The 21,460-nt window shown below is 72.0% G+C and carries 23 protein-coding genes; 8 read left to right on the plus strand and 15 right to left on the minus strand.

The genetic code is table 11. From position 1 onward, the window contains the following. Window positions 1-345 precede the first annotated feature (345 nt). Genes GC092_RS08985 through cofD form a run of 4 tightly spaced genes read left to right on the plus strand, consistent with a single transcriptional unit; the run spans window position 346 to window position 3,880 of the window. A complete protein-coding gene (locus GC092_RS08985) occupies window positions 346-630 on the plus strand; it encodes a hypothetical protein (protein ID WP_324011462.1) in 285 nt (94 codons plus the stop codon). Further along, window positions 627-1,790 (plus strand): GNAT family N-acetyltransferase, encoded by a 1,164-nt coding sequence (locus GC092_RS08990; protein ID WP_324011463.1) that lies wholly within the window; start codon window positions 627-629, stop codon window positions 1,788-1,790. Before GC092_RS08985 ends, GC092_RS08990 begins: the two co-directional genes overlap by 4 nt. Next, window positions 1,787-2,854: a GNAT family N-acetyltransferase gene (locus tag GC092_RS08995; protein WP_324011464.1), complete on the plus strand. Its 1,068-nt coding sequence runs from the start codon at window positions 1,787-1,789 to the stop codon at window positions 2,852-2,854. The genes GC092_RS08990 and GC092_RS08995 overlap by 4 nt, the downstream gene beginning before the upstream one ends. Window positions 2,855-2,908: 54 nt before the next feature. After that, window positions 2,909-3,880 carry a 2-phospho-L-lactate transferase gene (gene cofD, locus GC092_RS09000; RefSeq protein WP_324011466.1) on the plus strand — a complete coding sequence of 324 codons (972 nt, stop codon included), beginning with the start codon at window positions 2,909-2,911 and terminating at the stop codon, window positions 3,878-3,880. 1 nt (window position 3,881) lies between these two features. Here cofD and GC092_RS09005 read toward each other — a convergent pair whose 3' ends face one another. From GC092_RS09005 to GC092_RS09035, 7 genes are all read right to left on the minus strand, one after another. Beyond that, complete coding sequence (locus GC092_RS09005; RefSeq protein ID WP_271171689.1) at window positions 3,882-4,544, minus strand: SatD family protein; 663 nt, start codon at window positions 4,542-4,544, stop codon at window positions 3,882-3,884. Between the two features lie 83 nt (window positions 4,545-4,627). Next, a complete protein-coding gene (mutM, locus tag GC092_RS09010) occupies window positions 4,628-5,533 on the minus strand; it encodes a bifunctional DNA-formamidopyrimidine glycosylase/DNA-(apurinic or apyrimidinic site) lyase (RefSeq protein WP_324011469.1) in 906 nt (301 codons plus the stop codon). Next, complete coding sequence (rnc, locus tag GC092_RS09015) at window positions 5,526-6,206, minus strand: ribonuclease III (RefSeq protein ID WP_282977575.1); 681 nt, start codon at window positions 6,204-6,206, stop codon at window positions 5,526-5,528. Before rnc ends, mutM begins: the two co-directional genes overlap by 8 nt. A gap of 26 nt (window positions 6,207-6,232) precedes the next feature. Further along, window positions 6,233-6,442, minus strand: coding sequence for a 50S ribosomal protein L32 (rpmF, locus tag GC092_RS09020; RefSeq protein ID WP_172989695.1), 210 nt, complete (start codon window positions 6,440-6,442; stop codon window positions 6,233-6,235). Window positions 6,443-6,444: 2 nt separating this feature from the next. Then, on the minus strand, window positions 6,445-6,939 hold the full coding sequence (locus GC092_RS09025) for a YceD family protein (protein ID WP_271172174.1): 495 nt from the start codon (window positions 6,937-6,939) through the stop codon (window positions 6,445-6,447). A gap of 127 nt (window positions 6,940-7,066) precedes the next feature. Next, complete coding sequence (gene coaD / locus GC092_RS09030; protein WP_271171685.1) at window positions 7,067-7,567, minus strand: pantetheine-phosphate adenylyltransferase; 501 nt, start codon at window positions 7,565-7,567, stop codon at window positions 7,067-7,069. Between the two features lie 76 nt (window positions 7,568-7,643). Next, window positions 7,644-9,812, minus strand: a complete 2,169-nt coding sequence (locus GC092_RS09035) for an ATP-dependent DNA helicase RecG (RefSeq protein ID WP_324011471.1) — start codon at window positions 9,810-9,812, stop codon at window positions 7,644-7,646. A 61-nt stretch (window positions 9,813-9,873) separates the two neighbouring features. Between GC092_RS09035 and GC092_RS09040 the strand changes: the two genes are divergently transcribed. Then, on the plus strand, window positions 9,874-10,446 hold the full coding sequence (locus tag GC092_RS09040; RefSeq protein ID WP_324011472.1) for an RsmD family RNA methyltransferase: 573 nt from the start codon (window positions 9,874-9,876) through the stop codon (window positions 10,444-10,446). A 6-nt stretch (window positions 10,447-10,452) separates the two neighbouring features. On the opposite strand, the gene thiL is transcribed toward GC092_RS09040, so the two are convergent. Beyond that, the gene (gene thiL, locus GC092_RS09045; RefSeq protein ID WP_324011473.1) at window positions 10,453-11,439 is read right to left on the minus strand and encodes a thiamine-phosphate kinase; all 987 of its coding nucleotides are present in this window, start codon (window positions 11,437-11,439) and stop codon (window positions 10,453-10,455) included. 49 nt (window positions 11,440-11,488) lie between these two features. Here thiL and GC092_RS09050 point away from each other — a divergent pair, with 49 nt between their 5' ends. Continuing rightward, window positions 11,489-11,998: a DUF3515 family protein gene (locus tag GC092_RS09050; protein WP_324011474.1), complete on the plus strand. Its 510-nt coding sequence runs from the start codon at window positions 11,489-11,491 to the stop codon at window positions 11,996-11,998. A gap of 6 nt (window positions 11,999-12,004) precedes the next feature. Here the strand turns inward: GC092_RS09050 and GC092_RS09055 are convergent, their stop codons facing one another. From GC092_RS09055 to GC092_RS09085, 7 genes are all read right to left on the minus strand, one after another. Continuing rightward, entirely contained in the window at window positions 12,005-13,099 is a 1,095-nt protein-coding gene (locus GC092_RS09055) for a D-alanine--D-alanine ligase family protein (RefSeq protein ID WP_324011475.1), read from the minus strand. Continuing rightward, window positions 12,999-14,114, minus strand: coding sequence for an NAD(P)H-dependent glycerol-3-phosphate dehydrogenase (locus tag GC092_RS09060; protein WP_374727769.1), 1,116 nt, complete (start codon window positions 14,112-14,114; stop codon window positions 12,999-13,001). The genes GC092_RS09055 and GC092_RS09060 overlap by 101 nt, the downstream gene beginning before the upstream one ends. After that, window positions 14,114-14,860: a lysophospholipid acyltransferase family protein gene (locus GC092_RS09065; RefSeq protein ID WP_324011480.1), complete on the minus strand. Its 747-nt coding sequence runs from the start codon at window positions 14,858-14,860 to the stop codon at window positions 14,114-14,116. The genes GC092_RS09060 and GC092_RS09065 overlap by 1 nt, the downstream gene beginning before the upstream one ends. Then, window positions 14,857-16,224 carry a UDP-N-acetylglucosamine 1-carboxyvinyltransferase gene (gene murA, locus GC092_RS09070; protein WP_282977567.1) on the minus strand — a complete coding sequence of 456 codons (1,368 nt, stop codon included), beginning with the start codon at window positions 16,222-16,224 and terminating at the stop codon, window positions 14,857-14,859. Before murA ends, GC092_RS09065 begins: the two co-directional genes overlap by 4 nt. Before the next feature lie 67 nt (window positions 16,225-16,291). Beyond that, window positions 16,292-16,888 carry a 3-isopropylmalate dehydratase small subunit gene (gene leuD / locus GC092_RS09075; protein ID WP_271171676.1) on the minus strand — a complete coding sequence of 199 codons (597 nt, stop codon included), beginning with the start codon at window positions 16,886-16,888 and terminating at the stop codon, window positions 16,292-16,294. A gap of 10 nt (window positions 16,889-16,898) precedes the next feature. After that, window positions 16,899-18,368 carry a 3-isopropylmalate dehydratase large subunit gene (leuC, locus tag GC092_RS09080; RefSeq protein WP_271171675.1) on the minus strand — a complete coding sequence of 490 codons (1,470 nt, stop codon included), beginning with the start codon at window positions 18,366-18,368 and terminating at the stop codon, window positions 16,899-16,901. Window positions 18,369-18,606: 238 nt separating this feature from the next. Further along, entirely contained in the window at window positions 18,607-19,611 is a 1,005-nt protein-coding gene (locus tag GC092_RS09085; RefSeq protein WP_324011482.1) for a TerC family protein, read from the minus strand. Window positions 19,612-19,848: 237 nt separating this feature from the next. Between GC092_RS09085 and GC092_RS09090 the strand changes: the two genes are divergently transcribed. Both GC092_RS09090 and GC092_RS09095 read left to right on the plus strand, forming a co-directional pair. Further along, on the plus strand, window positions 19,849-20,391 hold the full coding sequence (locus GC092_RS09090) for an RNA polymerase sigma factor (RefSeq protein WP_271171673.1): 543 nt from the start codon (window positions 19,849-19,851) through the stop codon (window positions 20,389-20,391). Further along, complete coding sequence (locus tag GC092_RS09095; protein WP_324011485.1) at window positions 20,391-21,434, plus strand: DUF4349 domain-containing protein; 1,044 nt, start codon at window positions 20,391-20,393, stop codon at window positions 21,432-21,434. Before GC092_RS09090 ends, GC092_RS09095 begins: the two co-directional genes overlap by 1 nt. The last annotated feature ends 26 nt before the right edge of the window (window positions 21,435-21,460 follow it).

The raw sequence follows: 21,460 nt of genomic DNA on the forward strand, positions 1-21,460 counted from the left end.
GAGGAAGCCGACATGGATATCACCACGAACCCAGGTGCAGCGCGCATCGCGCTCTCGGCTTCCGTCCCCGTCGGCTTCGCTCGACGTCAGGTCGCAGGGATCGTCGCAGGCGGACTCCGCCGCGCAGGCCGACTCTCCTAGCGAGAGGTCTGCCCTGAGCCCGCACGCGCGGCTCATCCGCCCCTGAGACCAGGCGACAGCCGTCTCTCCGCGCCGCCTCCGGCGTCCGCCTCCGAGCGCCACCCGGGCCGCTTCCGGCCCCGCGCTCCGCACCCGTCCCCGGCATCGCCCGGGGTCGTCTCCCCGTTCCCATCCGGAACATCTCTCTCCCACGAAGGAATCACCGTGAACACGATTCACCTGTCCCCGTCCGCCCATCCCCCGCAACCGAGCGGCGTGCCGCGCGCGCTCTCGGCCATCCCCGAGCGCACCCCGCGCACCTCGGCAGCCGACCGGATCGCGATGCGCATCGGCCTGTGGCTGCTCCTGTGGAGCACCCGCCCGTCCGAGACGCCCGACCAGACGCGCGCGCGGTACGAGCGTCAGCGCCTGGCGGCCGCCGCGCGCGCCGAGCACGAGGCGCAGATCCAGCGGATCACCCTCGTGTACGGCCTGGGCGGCATGCGATGAGCGCCCGCACGACCGCTGCGCACCCGGCGCCCCGCGGAGCCTCCCACTCCGCGGGGCGCCGGCCCGCGGGCCGCTCGGCGGGTCGCCCCTCGATCGCGTTCGCGCCGATGCACCTTCCCGGATCGGTCGAGTCGCCCGACGCGGGCGAGTTCCTGGCGTTCACGAGCGCCGCGAACGCGATGTGGCGCAGCGACTCGGGCACCGAACTGTTTCGCGAGGACCCGGCGGAGTGGCTCGTCGGCCTCCGCGAGACGACCTACGTCGACAAGTCCGGCATCGTCGCGCGACGCGGCGAGGAGATCGTCGGCTTCGCGGGGCTCGCGTGCCCGCGCGCTGCGAAGCGCACGGCGCACGTCGACATCGTGATCCACCCCGATCGCAGAGACGACGACGAGGCCGACGCCCTGCTCGCCGAGATCGAGCGCCGCGCGCGCGAGCGCGGGCGCACGTCGCTGCGGGCCTTCGCGTTCGCCTCCGCCGACGCGGGCGGAGACCGGCTCCCCTCTCCCACCGGATCCGGATCCCTCCCGCGCGGCGCCTGGCAGACGCGCTTCCTCGTGCGCAACGGCTACGCGCTCGGCCAGGTCGAGCGGGCGAGCGTCTTCGACCTGCAGGGCTCGTTCGAGGCCGTCGACCGGCTTCTCGAGGCCGCGGTCGCGAAGGCGGGCCCCGACTACCGGGTCGCGTGGTGGCAGACGCCGACGCCCGAGGAGCACATCGAGGGCTACGCGGCCGCCATCTCGCGGCTGGACGAGGACGCCCCGAGCGGAGAGCTGCCCGTCGAGGCCGACCCCTGGGACGCGCAGCGCATCCGCGATCGGGAGGACCTCAAGCGCCGCGCCGGGCAGACGATGGCCGTGACGGTCGTCATCCACGAGCCGACGGGGCAGGTCGCGGCGTACAACGAGCTCGTGATCGGCGCCGATCGGACCGCCCCCACCGAGAACTACGGGACGCTCGTCATGCCCGAGCACCGCGGTCGCCGCCTCGGCACGATCGTCAAGTGCGTCGGCCTGCGCCGCTGGCGCGAGCTCGTCCCGACCTCCCCCGTCGTCCGGACGTTCAACGCCGAGGAGAACCGCTACATGCTCGACGTGAACGAGGCCGTGGGCTTCCGCCCCGCCGCGTACACGGGCGAGTGGACCAAGGAGCTGACATGACGCTGCGCATCGACCGCCTGACGGCCCCCGAGAGCCTCGACGCACCCGACGCGACCGATTTCCTCGAGTTCGTCCGCCTCGGCAACGCCGCGTGGCGGCGCGACTCGGGCACCGACCTCCACGACGACGACCCGGCCGACGTGCTGAGCCGCTGGCAGGAGCAGACCTACCACGTGATCACGCCGCTCGTCGCGCGCGAGGGCGACCGCATCGTCGCAGCGGGCGCGCTCGACGCCGAGCGCTCGAAGCAGCGCACCGCCGAGATCGACGTCGAGGTCGCCGACGCGCACGACGCGGCAGGGGACGCGCTCCTCTCGGCGCTCGAGGAGATCGCGGCGGCGCAGGGGCGCTCCGTCCTCCAGGGGTGGACCATCCACCGCGCCGGCGTCGACGGGGAGCAGCTCGTCCCGCCGACGGGTGCCGGCGCCATCCCCGCCGACGACGCGTCCGCGCAGCGCATGCTGCGCGCGGGGTTCGCGCTCAGCCAGGTCGAGCGCAACAGCGTCTTCGATCTGCAGGGGCCCTACGATGCGGTCGATCGCCTGCTCGAGGCGGCGCTCGAGAAGGCCGGGCCGGAGTACCGGGTGGTGTGGTGGACCGGCGCGACCCCCGGCGAGCACGCCGAGGGCTACGCCCGCGCCATCGCGCGGATGAGCACCGACGTGCCCGCGGGCGAGATGGTCACCGAGGAGTCGGCATGGGACGCCGAGCGGGTCCGCGCGCGTGACGCGCGCCTCGCCGCGGCCGGGCAGCTTCTGGGCGTCACGCTCGTCGTGCATGCGCCCACGGGCGAGGTCGCGGCGTTCAACGAGCTGCAGATCGGCGCCGACCGCACCCGGCCGACCTCCCAGTGGGGAACACTCGTCATGCCCGAGCACCGCGGGCGTCGCCTCGGCGCCATCGTGAAGTGCGTGGGGCTGCGGCGCTGGCACGAGGCCGTTCCGGAGTCGCCGTGCGTGTCGACGTTCAACGCGGAGGAGAACCGGTTCATGCTCGACGTCAACGAGGCGGTCGGGTTCCGTCCGGCGTCCTACGCGGCGGCCTGGGAGAAGACCCTCTCGTGACGCGGATGGCCCGGGTGCGCGCCCGGGCCATCCGCTCGCGGGTAGCGTGGTCAGGTGCGCTACACGGTCATCGGAGGCGGCGTCGGGTGCGCCCGCTTCGTGAAGGGTCTCCGCGAGCACGTCCGGCGGACGGGCGGCGACGACCGGATCGACGTCGTCGTCAACACGGCCGACGACTGGTGGGTGTCGGGGCTCCGGATCTCCCCCGATCACGACAGCCTGCTCTACGCGCTCGCCGGCGTGAACGACGCCGAGCGCGGCTGGGGCCGCGCCGGCGAGACCGAGCGCGTGGCCGCGGAGCTCGCCGCGTGGGGCGCCGCTCCCGAGTGGTTCACGCTGGGCGATCTCGACCTCGGCACCCACATCGCGCGGACAGCCTGGCTGCGCGAGGGCGCGAGCGTGTCCGAGGTCTTCCAGCGGCTCGCGCAGCGCTGGGATCTCGGCGTGCGGCTTCATCCCGCGACCGACAGCGAGATCGACACGCACGTGCGCACGGCGGACGGCCGCCGGATGCACTTCCAGGAGTGGTGGGTCCGGCACCGCGCCGGCCTCCCGGCGGTCGGGTTCGAGCAGGCCGGGATCGCCGCGGCGGTGCCGACCGCGGGAGCGCTCGAGGCGATCGCGGAGGCGGATGCCATCCTCCTCGCGCCGTCGAACCCGGTCGTGTCGATCGGCCCCGTGCTCGCGGTCCCCGGGATGCGCGACGCGGTGCGCGCGGCGCGAGCTCCCGTCGTCGGGGTGTCCGGGATCATCGCGGGCGCCGTCGTGCGCGGCATGGCCGATGCCTGCCTCGCGGCGATCGGGGTCGAGACGTCGGCCGGGGCGGTCGCGCGTCACTACGGCCCGCGCACCGACGGAGGCCTGCTCGACGGCTGGCTCGTCGACGCATCCGACGCCGCTGAGGTCGCGCCGCTCGAGCGTGCGGGGATCGCCGCGCGAGCCGTGCCCCTGTGGCTGCGCGACGCCGACTCGTCGGCGCAGGTCGCCGCGGACGCGCTCGCGCTCGCGGCGGCGGTCGACCCCTGAGTCAGTGGACGCGCCGCGGCCGCACGCCGAGCTCGAGGGCCTCCGTGCCGAGGCGGAGAGCCTGCGCCGACGGCTTGTTGAGCAGCTGCGAGATCGCCGACGGCGACACCCCCTCGATGCGGGCGATCTCCTTCTGCGGGTACCCGCACCACTGCAGGAAGACGGCACGTCGTCCGCGCGGCGAGATGTCGGCGATGAGGCTGTCGCGCGCGACGAGGTAGGCGTTGATCGGCCCCTCCATCGCGCGGTCGTGTGCAGACGAGTCGGGGTCGACGAGGAACCACGAGCGCACGGCGGACAGCTGCGACCGCTCGATCTCGTGCGCCCGGTTGACGGCGTCGCGCGCCGCCCACCATCCTGGGCCGTCCTGGATGCGGTCGGCGAGCTTCGACTCGACCGTGACGATGCCCCCGAGCCCGATGCCGAACCGGCAGCCGACGTTGTCGGGCAGCGCGAGCTGCAGGTAGAGCGTCGACAGCAGAGCGTCGTCGATCGTGCGGAAGGCGGCCTGGAACTCGTCTCCCACGGTCGGGTACCACTTCTGCAGCGCCCAGGGGTATGTTCGATCCACCTCGACGGCCGCATTCTCGATCTCGCGCTGCACGGCGTCTCTCGACGTCGATGCGCGCGAGGAGATGATGTCCGCGATCACTGCCACCGCCATCCGTGAAGCATATCACTGAACCAGAGCCAGAATTAAGCGGATTTGCTCAATTCGGCGAGGTGTTCAGCGATATGCTTCACCGGTCAGCGTTTCCGCTGGCACCTCGGGCAGTAATGGCTCGAGCGGTTCATGAACGCCTCACGGCGGATCGCTCCACCGCAGCGCGGGCAGGGCTCGCCGTGTCGCCCGTAGGCATTGAGGCTGTGCGCGAAGTAGCCGGCCTGCCCGTTGACGTTCACGTACTGCGCGTCGAAGCTCGTGCCGCCCTCCGCGAGGGCCTTCTGCAGCACCGCGCGGATCTCGGCGAGCAGCGTGCGGACGGCCCGCGTCGAGAGCGCGGACGCGGACGTCTCCGGATGGATGCGCGCGGCCCAGAGCGCCTCGTCCGCGTAGATGTTGCCGATGCCGCTCACGACCGTCTGATCGAGCAGCACGCGCTTGATCGCCGACGCGCGGCGGCCGAGCCCTCGCGCGAACGCGGCGTCGTCGAACGCGGGATCCAGCGGATCGCGCGCGATGTGCGCGGCCTGCGATGCCACGAGGGGCGCCTCGCTCCCCCATCCGCCCGGCGCGCCATCCGCCGTCGGCACGAGCGCGTCGACGGCGAGCGACCCGAACGTCCGCTGATCCGCGAACACGACGGCGAGCTCGCCGTGAGCCGGATGGTCGATCGCGAGCCGCACGCGCTCGTGGCGCTCGCGCGGGGCGCCGGGTGCGCGCAGGAGCAGCTGCCCGCTCATGCCGAGGTGCCCGATGAGCGCCTCCGCCGGCTCGATCGCCGCCGACACGAGCAGCAGCCAGAGGAACTTGCCGCGACGCACGGCGGCCGTCACGGCGCGTCCGCTCAGGCGCGCGGTGAAGTCGTCGTGGGAGCCCACGTGCCGGGTGAGCGCACGGCCGTCGAGCACCTCGACTCCCGCGATGGTCGATCCCACGACGGCCGGCTCGAGGCCCGCTCGCACGACCTCGACCTCGGGGAGCTCAGGCACCGACGGTCCGCGCGCTGAGCGCGTGCCAGGCCGTGAGAGCCGCGGCCATCTCGGCCTGCTTCTTGCTCGTGCCCTCGCCGGTCGAGGCGTGATCGCCGACCTCGACCGTGGCGGTGAAGCGACGGTCGTGGTCGGGGCCGCGAGAAGCGACCGAGTACGACGGCGCTCCCAGGCCGAGGCGCGCGGCGAGCTCCTGAAGGCTCGTCTTCGGGTCGATCGCCGCGCCGTAGCGCTCGGGATTCTCCAGGAGCGGCTCGATGAGGCGCAGCACGAGAGCCGACGCCTCCTCGGGCCCTGCCGACAGGTACGCGGCGCCGAACACGGCTTCGGTCGCATCGGCGAGGATCGAGTCCTTGTCGCGGCCGCCCGTCTGCTCCTCGCCGCGGCCGAGACGGAGATGCTCGCCGAGGCCGATGCCGCGTGCGACCTCTGCGAGGGCGACGGTCGAGACGACGCTGGCGCGGCGCTTCGCGAGCGCGCCCTCGTCGAGGTCGGGGAACCGGCGATACAGCATGGTGGTGACGGCCAGCCCGAGCACCGAGTCGCCGAGGAACTCGAGTCGCTCGTTATGCGGGATGCCGCCGTGCTCGTACGCGTACGAGCGGTGTGTCATGGCCAAAGCGAGAAGCTCGGCGTCGATCTCGACGCCGAGCTTCTCGGAGAGTGGCCGCATGCGCGCCACGGAGTCGTATCCGCCGCTCAGGCGTCGGCGACCTTGCGGCCCTTGTACTCGAGGAACAGCTCGGTGCCCTGCGAGTCGGTGACGACCTTGGCCTGGTGCGGGCGGCTGTAGACGACCTTGCCGTTCTCCACCGTCTTGACGAGGGCCGGAGCCTCCGCCTTCCACTGCGCGCGACGCGAGCGGGTGTTCGAACGGGAGACCTTCCGCTTCGGGGGGTTACCTGCCATGACTAGCTCTCTTCTGTGCTCGGGGCGGCGGAGTCCGCCGATCCATTCTGGTCTGTGAGTTCTCGGAGCGCGGCCCACCGAGGATCGACAGGCGCCTGCTGCGCGGTGCCGGGGCTCTGCGTCAGCCGCTCGCCCGTGACCGGGTCGAGGCCGGGGCAATCCGGCTGACACACCGGCTGAAACGGAAGCGACAAGACGACCGCATCCCTGACCAGAGTTTCAAGATCCACGTGGTCGTCTTGAACCTCGAAGTCAGCAGTTTCCTCACCAGGATACTCGAAAAGCTCCTGGAACTCGACTTCGAGCGGTTCGGCGATGTCGCGAAGGCATCGACCGCACACCCCCTCGAACTCCGTGTCGAGCTCCCCCGACACGAGGATGCCCTCGTGCACGGATTCGAGACGGACGTCGAGCTCGAGCTCCTTCCCCTCCGGGATCGAGACGATCCCCTCGCCCCACTGCTCGGGTGCGGGGATGGTCAGCGTGTGCTCGCGCATCTCGCCCGGCTTGCGGACGATGTCGCGGACGGGCAGCACGAAGGGCCCGGTTTTACGCGTTCTCACGGGGATCAATCGTAGTCGCGCCCGGGACGACGAGGGCCGTGGCGCGCGCAGGGACGCGAGGTCAGAAGTCCTTCGAGGTCGCGCTGCGGAGGTAGCGGGCGACCGCCGCCGGCACGTAGGGCGAGACGTCCCCGCCCAGGCCGGCCACCTGGCGCACGAGCGAGCTCGACACGACCGAGTGGGCGGGATCGGCGAGGAGGAACACCGTCTCGACGCCGGCGAGGTGGTTGTTGACGACCGCCATGGGCGTCTCGTACGCGACGTCGCCCTGCGAGCGGATGCCCTTCACGAGCACGCCGGCGCCCACCTCCTGCGCGTAGTCGACGAGCAGGCCCACGCTCCACGATCCGACGATGACCTTGCCGGGGATCTGCGCCTCCTCGACCGACTGCTCGAGGAGCTGCAGCCGCAGCGCGATCGGCAGCATCCCCTCCTTGTCGGGGTTGTGCACGACCAGCACGTGGAGCTCGTCGTAGAGCGAGGCGGCACGCCGGATGACGTCCAGGTGACCGAGGGTGGGCGGGTCGAAGGACCCCGGGACGACGGCGATCCGGTTGCTCATGCGATCCAGCCTAGCCAGGAGCCCCATCCGCGCCCGGGCAGCGCCGCGCCCGCGACACGCCGCGCGGGGCGCATGCTCAGCTCTTGCTCAGGGCCGCGCGCTCCTCCTGCGTGACCCGGCGGGCCAGGGCGTCGGCGAGTCCGGGATGCCGGGCGAGGTCGGGGTCCGCCGCGAGGACGCGGTCGGCCTCCTCCCGCGCCAGGGCGATGAGCGCCTGGTCCTTGACCACGCGGAGCAGCCGAAGCGATGAGCGCACGCCCGACTGCGCCTCTCCGAGCACGTCGCCCTCGCCGCGCAGCTCGAGATCGACCTCCGCGAGCGCGAACCCGTCGAGCGTCGCCGCGACCGCCTCGACGCGCTCGCGCGCCGGCGTTCCCTTTGTCGCCTCCGTCACGAGCAGGCAGAGACCGGGCACTCCCCCGCGTCCGACGCGTCCGCGCAGCTGGTGGAGCTGGGAGACGCCGAAGCGGTCGGCATCGAGGATGACCATGGTCGACGCGTTCGGGACGTCGACGCCGACCTCGATCACGGTCGTCGCGATGAGCACGTCGACGCGGGCGGCCGCGAACTCCTGCATGATGCGGTCCTTCTCCTCGCCCGGCATGCGTCCGTGCAGGGTCGCGAGCCTGAGCCGCCCGACCGCGGGGTGCCGCCCGAGCATCTCGGCGACCTGCGCGACGCCCCAGCGCGGGCCGGAGCCGCCCTCCTCCGCGGCGGCCTCCGGGGCGTCGTCCTCGGCAGCGGCCTTGCCCTTCGCCGCGACGTCGATCGCGGGGCACACGACGAAGACCTGGTGCCCCTTCTCGACCTCCTCGGCGACGCGCTCCCAGACCCGGTCGAACCAGCGCGGGCGCTCGGCGACCGGAGCGACGAAGGTCTCGATGCCGGCGCGGCCCGCGGGCATCGTGCGGATGGTCGACACGTCGAGGTCGCCGAAGACCGTCATCGCGACGGTGCGCGGGATGGGCGTGGCGGTGAGGACGAGGGCGTGCGGACTCGTTCCCTTCGCGCGCAGCGTCTCCCGCTGCTCCACGCCGAACCGGTGCTGCTCGTCGACGACGACGAGCCCGAGGTCGGCGAACGTCGTGCCCTCGCTGAGCAGGGCGTGCGTGCCGACGACGATGCGCGACTGACCCGACGCCACGCGGAGCGCGGCCTTCCGTCGCGCCGCCGCCGGCATCTGGCCGGTGAGGAGCGTGGGCATGACCTCGGGAGCCAGCTGCGGCCCGAGCATGCGCGTGATGGAGCGCAGATGCTGGCCGGCGAGCACCTCGGTCGGCGCGATCAGCGCCGCCTGGCCGCCGGACTCGGCCACCTGCAGCATGGCGCGCAGCGCGACGAGCGTCTTGCCCGACCCCACCTCGCCCTGCACGAGCCGGTTCATCGGCCATCCGGCGACGAGGTCGGCCGCGATCCGCTCGCCGGTCTCGCGCTGGTCGTCGGTCAGCGCGAACGGCAGCGCCGCGTCGAAGCGCTCGAGCAGGCCGCCCGGCTTCGCCTCGCGGCGCGTGGCTGCGAGAGCCCTGACGTCACGGCGCTGCTGAGCGAGTGCCGTCTGGAGCACGAGCGCCTCGTGCCACCGCAGCGCCTTGCGCGCGCTGTAGGCGTGCCCCTCGTTCGCGGGCCGGTGCACGCCGTCGAGCGCGTCGCGCGCGCCCATGAGCCCCTCCCGCTCCCGCAGGTCGTCGGGGAGCGGCTCGGGCACGTCGCCGAGGCGGGTCAGACACTGCTCGACGAGCTTCTGGATGGCCCAGCTCGTGAGCGCGGAAGTCGCGGGATACACGGGGATGAGCCGGCCGGCGAACTCCTGCGCACGCGCATCGGCATCGCCCTCGTCGTCGAAGAGCTCATACGCGGGATGCGAGAACTGACGCTCGCGACGGTACTCCCCGACCTTGCCCGAGAAGACGCCGCGCCGCCCTGGCCGGAGCTCGCGCTCTCGCCAGTCCTGGTTGAAGAACGTGAGCGACATCTCGCCCTGGCCGTCGCCGATGATCACCTCGAGGAGGCGCCCGCCGCGGCTGCGCATGGGACGCGACTGCACGCGCCGCACCTCGGCGACGATCGTGACCGTCTCACCGAGCGGGAGGTCGCGGATGGGCGTGAGCTCGCCCCTGCTCATGTAGCGGCGCGGGTAGTGCGCGAGCAGGTCGCCCACGGTCGCCATCCCGAACGCCCGCGAGAGCAGGCCGGCGGACTTCGCGCCGACGGCCTCCGTGAGCGAGGAGTCGAGCGAGAGCGGCATGCGTCGAGTCTAGAAGGGGCCCCGGAGCGGACGCCGCGCCCGCCGAGGATATCGTGGCAGGGTGACGAGGATCATCGCGGGCCGCGCGGGCGGCGCCCGGCTCGACGTGCCGCGCTCGGGCACCCGCCCCACGAGCGACCGCGTGCGCGAGTCGCTGTTCGGCGCGCTCGAGGACACCGGCCTCATCGAGGGCGCCGCGGTCGTCGATCTGTACGCGGGATCGGGCGCACTCGGTCTCGAGTGCGCGAGCCGCGGCGCCGCGTCGGTCGACCTCGTCGAGCGGTCCCGGCCGGCGGCCGAGATCGTGAAGCGGAACGTCGAGGTCGTGCGGCGCGCGATGGGCTCGAGCGCGCCCCGCGTGCGCGTCCACCCCATCGCGGTGCGCGCCTTCCTCCGCGGCACGGCGCCCGGCATCGACATCGCGTTCCTCGACCCGCCCTACGACCTGCCGCAGCGCGACCTCGACGACGACCTCGCGCTGCTCGCGCCGCTGCTCGCGCCGGGCGCGCTCGTGATCGTCGAGCGCGCGACGCGCTCCGGTTCCCCCGACTGGGCCGCCGCCGGCCTCTCCGCGTGGCGCGAGAAGGCGTACGGCGACACGACCCTGTGGTGGGGCGAGCCGCTCAGCGCCTGAGCGTCGTCAGCCCGCGGCCGCATCCCAATCGCGGTACGGATCCCAGCCGCCCGCGCCGAGGTACGGCACGCCGTCCACGTGGACCGATGCCTCGTCGCGCGGGATGACGCGTCCGATCGGGCGGAATCCGGGGGGCAGGGCGCCTGCCGGGAAGGTCGCCAGCAGCGCGTGGTCCTCCCCGCCCTCGAGCGCGATCCGCGGGTCGTCCCCGAGGTCGCCGCTGTCGATCGCGATCGTGACCGCCGAGGCGTCGGCCATCCGCCGCGCGTCGAGCGCGAGGCCATCCGAGACGTCCATCATGGCGGTCGCGCCGGCGCGCGCGGCGAACGGCCCGAGGCCGATCGGCGGAGCGGGCCGCAGCTGCGCCTCGAGGACGCCCGTGTCGCCGTCCCGCAGCAGGGCGGGGTCGACGGGCACAGGTGCGCCGTCGGCGTCGCGGAAGCGCGCGAAGAGCACCTGCAGGCCGCGCGCGGCTCGGCCGAGCTCCCCCGCGATCGCGACGACGTCGCCCGCGCGGGCGCCCGAGCGCAGCACGGGGGCGCGTCCCTCGAGGTCTCCGAGGGCGGTCACGGCGATCGTGAGCACGTCGCTCGCGGTGAGGTCGCCGCCCACGACGGCGCAGCCGGGCGCGAGGGCGTCGCACGCGTCGCGGAGGCCGTCGGCGAGAGCCTCCACGAACGACGCGCGGGTGTCGTTGGGCATCGCGAGCGCGACGAGGAGCGCCGTCGGCCGCGCCCCCATGGCCGCGACATCGGCGAGATTGACGGCGGCCGACTTCCAGCCGAGGTCGTAGCCGCTCGACCACGCCAGCCGGAAGTCCGGTCCGTGGATGAGCGTGTCGGTCGTCGCCACGACCGACCCGGACGGCGCGGCGACGACCGCGGCGTCGTCGCCGGGCCCGACGAGGCCCGCGCCCGCGCGGCCCGTGCGCGCCAGGATCCGTCGGAGGATCTCGCCCTCGCTCAGCTCGCCGACCGTGGGATCCTCATGCATCCCTCCAGCGTAGGCGAACGCCCAGGACGCCCGAACGTAGGCTGGTGGGGTGAACCGCCGCCTCGCCGCCGTCTCGTGCCTCGCCGCGGTCGTCGCGCTCACGGGGTGCGCCCCGACCGTTCACCTCGAGGCGGCTCCGCGCGCGAACGACCCGCTGTGCGCCGAGGTCTCCGTGCGCATGCCCGACTCGGTCTCGGGCCTCGAGCGCCGCTGGACCGACGCTCAGGCGACCGCGGCGTGGGGCGAGCCGACCGCGGTCATCCTCTCGTGCGGATACGACACTCCCGCTCCCACCACCCAGCAGTGCGTGACGATCGACGGCGTCGACTGGATCGTCGACGAGAGCGAGCGGCCGAATCTGCGCATGACGACGTACGGCCGCGAGCCGGCCGTGCAGGTCTACGTCGACACGACCGTCGTGTCGGCCGACGCGGTGCTCGCGGGCAGCGCGCTCGGCAGCGCGGTCTCCACGCTGCCGCGCGCGGCCCAGTGCACCGACCCCGACGCCGCGCCGGAGGGCGAGGACGCCCCGACGACCGGCACGCAGCCGGAGGACTGACTCGGCTCAGGCCGCGCGGGCGCGGCCCAGCTCGACGAGCTCCGTGATGAGCTCGGAGTACGTCATCCCGGACGCGATCCAGCACTTCGGGAACATCGAGATCGGCGTGAAGCCCGGCATCGTGTTGAGCTCGTTGACGACGATCTCGCCCTCGGGCGTGAGGAACACGTCGACGCGAGCGAGCCCGCGTCCGTCGACGGCCTCGAAGGCCCGGATGCCGACCGCGCGGATCGCCTCGATCTCGTCCTCCGACAGATCGGCAGGGCACACGACGTCGACGCCCTCGCCGCCGAGGTACTTCCCCTCGAAGTCGTAGAAGTCGCGCGTCGTGAGCACGATCTCGCCGGGGAGCGACGCGCGCGCCTCTCCCCCGTCGCGGCCCTCGAGCATCGCGACCTCGATCTCGCGCCCCCCGATGCCCTTCTCGACGAGCACCTTGTCGTCCTCCGCGAAGGCGATGCGCATGGCCTCGTCGAGCTCCGACGCGTCGTGCGCCTTCGAGACGCCCACGCTCGAGCCCGCGCGCGCGGGCTTCACGAACAGCGGGTACCCGAGCGCGTCGGCCTCGGCGCGGACGGCGTCGGGCGCCGTGCTCCAGCGCGACCGCCGGACGGTCGTCCACGGCGCGACGGGCACGCCCGCCGCCTGCAGCGCGATCTTCATGAAGTGCTTGTCCATGCACAGGGCGGAGTCGAGCACGCCGCCGCCCGCATACGGGAGCTCGAGGATGTCGAGGAAGCCCTGGATGGTGCCGTCCTCGCCGTGCAGGCCGTGCAGGATGGGCAGCACCGCGTCGACCGCGCCGAGCTCGCGCTCGAGGCCATCCGCGTCGCGCACGCGCAGCACGCGGTCGCCGCCGCCTGCGGGCCAGATCACCCGCGTGCCGTTGTCGACGACCTCCGGCAGCCTCTCGGCGTCGAGCCGGAACTTGCCGGGGTCGTCGTCCTCGAGCACGAAGACGCCGTCGCGGGTGATGCCGATCGGGATCACCCGGTAGCGGTCACGGTCGATCGCTCCCAGCACCCCGCCCGCCGTCGCGGAGGAGATGGAGTGCTCGCTGGAGCGCCCGCCGAAGAGCACCGCCACTGTCGCCGTCGTCATTCGTCGTCCTCTCGCCCTGGGGGGTGTCGTCGTCTGTGGTGAGGTGCGGCGCGATGTCGCGCGGATCGAGCGTGCCGTCGAGCACCATCCGCACCTGCTCGACGATGGGCATCTCGACGCCCTTCGCCTTCGCGAGCTTGAGGATGGGGGCGACCGAGCCGAGGCCCTCGGCGGTCTGCTCCATCTGCTTCACGACGTCCTGCAGCGTGTAGCCCTGCCCGAGCAGGCGTCCCGCCGTGTTGTTCCGACTGAGGGGCGACTGGCACGTCGCGATGAGGTCGCCGAGCCCCGCGAGGCCCTGCATCGTCTCGGCCTGCGCGCCGTACGCCACCGCGAAGTCGGTCATCTCGACGAGGCCGCGCGTGATGATCGACGCCTTCGTGTTCTCGCCGTATCCGACGCCGTCGACGATGCCGATCGCGACGGCGATGAGGTTCTTCAGCACGCCGCCGAACTCGGTGCCGATGACGTCGGTGTTGACGAAGCTGCGGAAGTACCGGTTGCGCGCCGTGCGCGCGATCCGGTCGGCGGTCTCCTGGCTCGACGACGAGATGACCGCCGCAGTCGGCTGCTCGCGCGCGATCTCGAGCGCGAGGTTCGGGCCGCTCGCGACGGCGATGCGCGCGGGGTCGCAGCCGAGCGCCTGCTCGATGACCTGGCTCATCCGCAGACCCGACTTCTTCTCGACGCCCTTCATGAGGCTCACGACCGGCACGTCGGACGAGCCGATGAGCGGGCGCAGCTGCTTGAGGGTGTCGCGGGCCGACTTGCTCGGCACCGAGAGGTAGATCTGCTCTGCGCCCTCGACGGCCTTCTGGAGGACGTGGGTGGCGCGGATGGACCGGGGCAGGTTGATCCCGGACAGGTACTGCGAGTTGCGCTTGGCCTGGTCGATCTCGTGCGCGAGCTCGGCGCGACGGGCCCACATCGTGACCTGGGCGCCGCCGTCGGCGAGGATCTTGCCGAACGTCGTGCCCCAGCTGCCCGCGCCGAGGACGACGACGCGCTCGGGGATCACAGTTTGCCCGTCTCTGCCTGGCCGTGCTGCGTCGGGTCCCACCGCTCGGGCGGGGCCTTCTCGCCGCGCAGCTCCTCGAGCAGTGCGGTGATCGCGGCCATGAGGCGCTCCGTGCCCTCCTGGATGGCGGCCTGGTCGGTCCGCCCGCGCAGGTCGGACACGTCGAGGGGCTCGCCGATGAGGACGGTGATCGGCTTGCGCAGCGGGAGCAGCGACAGCTTGCCGTAGCGCGGCATGACCGCCTGCGTGCCCCACTGCGCGAGCGGGATGAGCGGGATGTCGCCGGCGAGGGCGAGGCGGATCGCGCCCGACTTGCCGCGCATCGGCCACAGCCCGGGGTCGCGCGTGAGGGTGCCCTCCGGGTAGACGATCACGCCGCGCTCGCTCGAGGCGAGCTCCTTCGCCTGCGCGAGCGCCTGCGCGGCCGCGCCGCGGGATCGCGCGACCGGGACCATCCCGGAGGCCTTCAGCACCCATCCGACGACGGGGATGCGGAACAGGCTCTCCTTCGCGAGGAACCGGGGCGCGCGCCCGGCCCGCCACGTCGCGATCGCGACGATGAGCGGGTCGATCTCGCTGTGGTGGTTCGGCGCGAGGACGAACGCACCGCGACGGGGCAGGTTCTCCGAGCCGCGGAGCTCGATCCGCGCGAGCAGCCCGACGAGCGGGATGACGATCGCCGCGAGCGGCCAGAAGATGCTCGGGCGGCTCTTCTCAGGTGAGGCGGAAGCGCCCACCGTCACCCCACGACGTCGAAGTCGGCGCCGAGAGCGGTCAGCTTCTCGAAGAACTTCTCGTATCCGCGGCGGATGATGCCGACGCCCGACACGCGCGACGTGCCCTCCGCCGTGAGAGCGGCGATGACGTGGCTGTATCCGCCCCGGAGGTCGGGGACGACGATGTCGGCGCCGCGCAGCGGCGTCGGCCCCGTGATGACCGCGGCCTGCTCGAGCGCGCGACGCGGCACGCGACGGTAGGGGCCGTCGAGCCCGCGCGGGTGCACGACGATGTCCGCGCCCATCTGGTTGAGCGCCTCGATGAACCCGAAGCGGTTCTCGTAGACGGTCTCGTGCACGACGGACGTGCCGTGCGCCTGGGTGAGCGCGACGATGAGCGGCTGCTGCCAGTCGGTCATGAAGCCGGGGTGCACGTCGGTCTCGACGATGACCGGCTTGAGCGGGGCCTCGCCGCGGCGGAAGCGGATGCCCTCGTCGGTGATGTCGAAGTCGCCGCCGACCTTGCGGTAGACGTTGAGGAACGTGAGCATCTCGTACTGGCGCGCGCCCTTGACGAAGATGTCGCCGTCGGTGGCCAGCGCCGCCGAGGCCCACGACGCGGCCTCGTTGCGGTCGAACAGCGAGCGGTGGTCGTAGCCGCGGAGCTCCTGCACGCCCTCGATGAAGATGACGCGGTTGGGCTCGTAGGAGATGATCGCGCCCATCTTCTGGAGGACGCCGATCAGGTCCATGATCTCGGGCTCGATCGCCGCGTTGCGCAGCTCGGTGACGCCGTTCGCGCGCACGGCCGTGAGGAGCACCTGCTCCGTCGCGCCCACGCTCGGGTACGGCAGCTCGATGTCGGCGCCGTGGAGGCCCTCGGGCGCGGACAGGCGGATGCCGCTGGGCTGCTTGTCGACGATCGCTCCGAAGGCGCGCAGGGCGTCGAGGTGGAAGTCGATGGGGCGGTCGCCGATGCGGCAGCCGCCGAGGTCGGGGATGAACGCCTGTCCGAGGAGGTGCAGGAGCGGGCCGCAGAAGAGGATCGGGATGCGCGACGAGCCCGCGTGCGCGTCGATCTCCTCGAAGTTCGCCGACTTCGCGGCGCTCGGGTCGAGGATGAGCGAACCCGGCTCCTCGCCCTCGGAGACGGCCACGCCGTGCACCTCGAGAAGCGAGCGGACGACCTCGACGTCGCGGATGTCCGGCACGTCGCGCAGGGTGCTCGGGGTCTCACCGAGGAGGGACGCGACCATGGCCTTGGTGGCGAGGTTCTTCGCGCCTCGCACGTCGACCTGCCCGCGCAGCGGACGTCCGCCGCGGATCTCGATCACTTCGCCGCTGCGGGATGCCGAAGCGCCCGCGACCTTCGTGTCGCCCAGGAGTGTCATGTGCTGGTGGCCTCACTACCGTTCTGGCGGGTTGTCCGCCGTGCTGACGGGGCCCCGAGCCCCGGGCTCACGGAACGGGGATCGTCCGTGGCCGCCACGCCTCGCGGCGGGCCTCGAACTCCGCGATCTTGTCTTCGTTGCGGAGGGTGAGCCCGATGTCATCGAGCCCCTCGAGGAGCCGCCACCTAGTGTAATCGTCGATCTCGAACCCGGCCGTGAAGTCGCCGAGTACGGCGGTTCGCTCGACGAGGTCGACCGTCATCCGCACGCCGGGCTGCGCCTCGATGGCCGCCCAGAAGCGCTCGAGGTCGGCCTCCGAGATGATGCCCGTCAGCAGGCCCTGCTTGCCCGAGTTGCCGCGGAAGATGTCGGCGAAGCGCGGGCTCAGCACGACCTTGAACCCGAAGTCGCGCAGCGCCCAGACGGCGTGCTCGCGGCTCGATCCGGTGCCGAAGTCGGGCCCCGCAACGAGGATCGATGCGCCCTGGTAGGGCTCCTGGTTCAGGACGAACTCGGGGTCCTGGCGCCAGCCGTGGAAGAGCGCGTCGTCGAAGCCCGTCTTCGTCACGCGCTTGAGGAACACCGCGGGGATGATCTGATCGGTGTCGACGTTCGAGCGCTTCAGCGGAGCGGCGATCCCGGTGTGGGTGGTGAACTTCTCCATGACGGTCTCCTTACGCTCCCGCGCCCGACAGGGCCGGCTGGTCGGCGGATGCGAGGTCGGACGGGCTCGACAGCGTGCCGCGCACGGCCGTCGCCGCCGCGACGAGCGGCGACACGAGGTGCGTGCGCCCGCCCTTGCCCTGGCGCCCCTCGAAGTTGCGGTTCGAGGTGGACGCGCAGCGCTCGCCCGGCGCGAGCTGGTCGGGGTTCATGCCCAGGCACATCGAGCAGCCGGCGAAGCGCCACTCGCCGCCGAACTCCTTGACGATCCGGTCGATGCCCTCGGCCTCGGCCTGCAGGCGCACGCGCGCCGAGCCCGGCACGACCATGACGCGCACGCCGTCGGCCTTCTTGCGGCCCTCGATGATCGACGCGAAGGCGCGCAGGTCCTCGATGCGGCTGTTCGTGCACGAGCCCATGAAGACCGCGTCGACCGGGATCTCCTTGAGCGGGGTTCCCGGGACGAGGTCCATGTACTCGAGCGCGCGCTCGGCGGCTGCGCGCTCGTTCGGGTCCTCGAAGTCGTCGGCGGCCGGCACGACGTCGCTCAGCGAGACGCCCTGACCGGGGTTCGTGCCCCACGTGACGAACGGCTCGAGCTCGTTCGCGTCGATGAAGACCTCGGCGTCGAACACCGCGCCCTCGTCGGTGGGCAGCGTCTTCCAGTACGCGACCGCGTCGTCCCAGTCCTTGCCTCGGGGTGCGTGCGGGCGGCCCTCGAGGTAGGCGAACGTCGTCTCGTCCGGCGCGACCATGCCGGCGCGCGCCCCGGCCTCGATGGACATGTTGCAGATGGTCATGCGCCCCTCCATCGAGAGGGAGCGGATGGCGCTGCCGCGGTACTCGAGGACGTAGCCCTGGCCGCCGCCCGTGCCGATCTTCGCGATCACCGCGAGGATGATGTCCTTCGCCGTGACGCCAGGCTTCAGCTCGCCCTCGACCGTGATCGCCATCGTCTTGAAGGGCTTGAGCGGGAGGGTCTGCGTGGCCATCACGTGCTCGACCTCGCTCGTGCCGATGCCGAACGCCATCGCGCCGAACGCGCCGTGCGTCGACGTGTGGCTGTCGCCGCACACGACCGTGATGCCCGGCATCGTGAGCCCGAGCTGCGGGCCGACGACGTGCACGATGCCCTGCTCGGCGTCGCCCAGCGAGTGCAGGCGCACGCCGAACTCCTCGGCGTTGCGACGCAGCGTCTCGATCTGGGTGCGGCTCGTGAGGTCGGCGATCGGCTTGTCGATGTCGATCGTCGGGGTGTTGTGGTCCTCCGTGGCGATCGTCAGATCCAGCCGGCGGAGACCGCGTCCCTCGGCGCGCAGGCCGTCGAAAGCCTGCGGGCTCGTCACCTCGTGGACGAGGTGGAGATCGATGTAGATGAGGTCGGGCTGGCCGTCCTCGCCCTTCACGACGAGGTGGTCATCCCAGACCTTCTCGGCCAGCGTGCGGGGGCGATCCGGAACCCGGATGTCGTTGGTGCTCATGCTCTTCCTGCTCCTAGCGGTCGTCGGTGTCGGCCTACGACGGACTCCGCGACGGGGAGAGGCCTAGAGCGTGATCCCGTCGCGGCGCATAAGGAGAAGTCGGGCGCACCGCACCCCTTCAGGATAGCAGGGTGCTCACCGACCCCTGTCGATCTGCGAGATCTGCACAGTGCGACGCGGCGCGCCGACCCGCCCTGTGGGCAGATCGACGCGCCGCGTCGTCAGAGTGCTCAGCCGGTCAGCGTCCGGGCTCCGTCACGGCCTTCTCGCGGCGCGCCTCGCGCGAGGACGAGATGAGGCTCGCGATGGTGGCCACGGCCATCGAGCCGACGATGACGCCGAGCGACATCCAGTTGTTGATCTCGGGCACCCAGTCGATGTGGTGGCCGCCGTTGATGAACGGCAGCTCGTTGACGTGCAGCGCATGCAGGATGAGCTTGACGCCGATGAACGCGAGGATGAACGCGACGCCGTAGTGCAGGTACTTGAGCTTCTCGAGCAGGTCGCCGAGGAGGAAGTACAGCTGCCGCAGGCCCATGAGCGCGAAGATGTTCGCCGCGAAGACGAGAAACGGCTCCTGCGTGATGCCGTAGATCGCGGGGATCGAGTCGATCGCGAACATGAGGTCGGTCACGCCGATCGAGACGAACACGATGATCATCGGGGTGAGCATCTTCTTGCCGTTGACGACGGTGCGGAGCTTCGCGCCGTCGTACTCGTCGCTGATGTCGACGAATCGGCGGAGGGTCCGGACGATGAAGCTCTCGGTCTGCTCGTCGGCCTCGTGCTTCTCCGGCAGGGCCTGGCGCACGGCGGTGAAGATGAGGAACGCGCCGAAGATGTAGAAGATCCAGCTGAGGTTCTCGATGAGGGCGGCGCCGAGCAGGATGAACGCGGCGCGCAGCACGAGCGCGATGATGATGCCCACCATCAGCACCTCCTGCTGGTAGCGGCGGGGCACCGAGAACTGCGTCATGATCAGCACGAAGACGAACAGGTTGTCGATAGACAGGCTGTACTCCGTCAGCCAGCCAGCGACGAACTCGCCCGCGTGCTGCGCATCGCCGAGGAACCAGAGGGCGCCGGCGAAGAGGAGCGCGAGAGTGACGTAGAACACGACCCACAGCGTCGACTCGCGCGTCGACGGGATGTGCGGCCGCTTGAGGATGATGAGGAGGTCGGCGATGAGGATGAGGGTCAGGATCACGAGGGATCCGACCTGGAACCAGACAGGGATGTCCAAGCTCAGGGCCTTTCGGAGGGGACGGCGGTATGCGAAAGTCTCTCCCCCGTGCTGCGCACGGTGCCTGACCGGGACCCCTCCGTCGAGGTCCGTGATGACGAGCAGGCGTTGACGGGATACTCCCCTTCGACCATCAGGATACCCAAGCGGCCACGGCGGATGGTTGCATGTGAGACGAACGCGCTCTCGCCGGACACCTGATCGATGAGAGACGACGTATCCGCATCGGGAGGCGCGATGGACGACGCACAGCGCGACGCCGAGCTCGTCGCCGCCGCGAGGGCGGGCGACGAGGTCGCGTTCCGCGCGCTCTACCGTCGGCATGCCCGGCCGGTGTACTGGATCGCGCACCGCCTCGTCGGATCCGATGCCGACGCGGAGGACGTCACGCAGGAGACGTTCGTCACGGCGTGGCGGAAGATCGCGGGGCTCGAGCTCGTCGGCGAATCGCTGCTGCCGTGGCTCGCCGCGATCTGCCGCCTCCAGGCCGCGAACCGGATCCGCGCGCGACGGCGCGCTGCCGCGGACGAGGTCGACGAGGCGCTTCCGAGCCTCGTGAGCGTCGAGCAGCAGGTGCTCGACGCACGGCTCGCCGAGCGCATCGTCGAGGAGGTCGGCACGCTGAGCCCCCTGGACCAGCGGATCTTCCGGCTGTGCGCGGTCGACGGGTACGCCTATGCCGCGGCCGCCGAGGAGCTCGGCGTCGGCCACGGGGTCGTCCGCAATCGTCTCTCCCGCATCCGCACGCGCCTGCGTGCCGTCGTCGGAGAGGAGTCGTGATGGACGAGAGGGAGTACGCCGTGCTGCCCGAGGTGCCTGCCGAGGTCATCGACCGCATCGAGGAGCGGGTGTTCGCGGCGATCGACGACGAGCGGCACCGCGATCGCGCGCTGCGTCCGGCACCGCGACGGCGTCGGATGTGGCCGGGGATCGTCTCGGGAGCCGCGGTGCTCGTCCTCGCGCTCGCGATCGCCCCGACCGCCGTGTCCTGGTTCGATCAGCCGCGCGGCTCGGAAGCCGACTACGACGGCTCGGCGAGCTCGAGCGAGGGCGGCGAGTCCGCTCCCCTCCAGGGCGAGAGCGTCACCGCGCCGGTCGAGGGCGACGACGCCGCAGCCGACAGGGAGGTGATCCGCACGGGATCCGCCTCGGTCGAGGTCGACGACGTCGATGACGCGATCGACGACATCCGCGCTCTCGTCGAGCGGCACGGAGGGCACATCGAGGGGCTCCGCGTGACCGAGGCGACCGCGGAGGACGCCGCGCTCCCCGGGGCGAGCTGGGTCACGGTGCGCGTGCCGGCCGACGACCTCGACGCCGTCGTCGACGCGCTCGGCGATGTCGGCGAGGTCCACGACACGGAGCTCTCGGCGCAGGACGTCACGACGCAGGCGGTGGATCTGCGCGCGCGCATCGCGGCGGCGCAGGCGTCGGTCGAACGGCTCACCGAGCTCATGGCGCAGGCCGGGACGGTCTCGGAGCTGCTCGAGGCGGAGCAGTCGCTCTCGGAGCGCCAGGCGCAGCTCGAGTCCTACCAGCAGGAGCTCGCGCTCCTCGAGGGCCAGGTCGCGATGTCGAGCCTCACGATCACCCTCACCACGGAGCCCCCCGTGACGGCACCCGACCCGGCCGGCTTCCAGGACGGACTCGTGGCGGGCTGGAACGGCCTCGTGGCGGCCGTGAGCGGCGCAGTCGTCGCGCTCGGCTTCCTCCTCCCGTGGCTGGGGGCGGCCGCGATCGTCGCAGGAGCGTGCTGGCTCGTGGTCCGCCTGCGCAGGCGGCGGCGCGCACGCGGGGAGGCCGTTCCGGAAAACCGGCGCTGATCGGCCAGACACGCGCGGGCGACCGC

Origin of the sequence: Microbacterium sp. JZ37 (assembly GCF_035188445.1) — a bacterium.
Classification (GTDB): Bacteria; Actinomycetota; Actinomycetes; order Actinomycetales; family Microbacteriaceae; genus Microbacterium; species Microbacterium barkeri.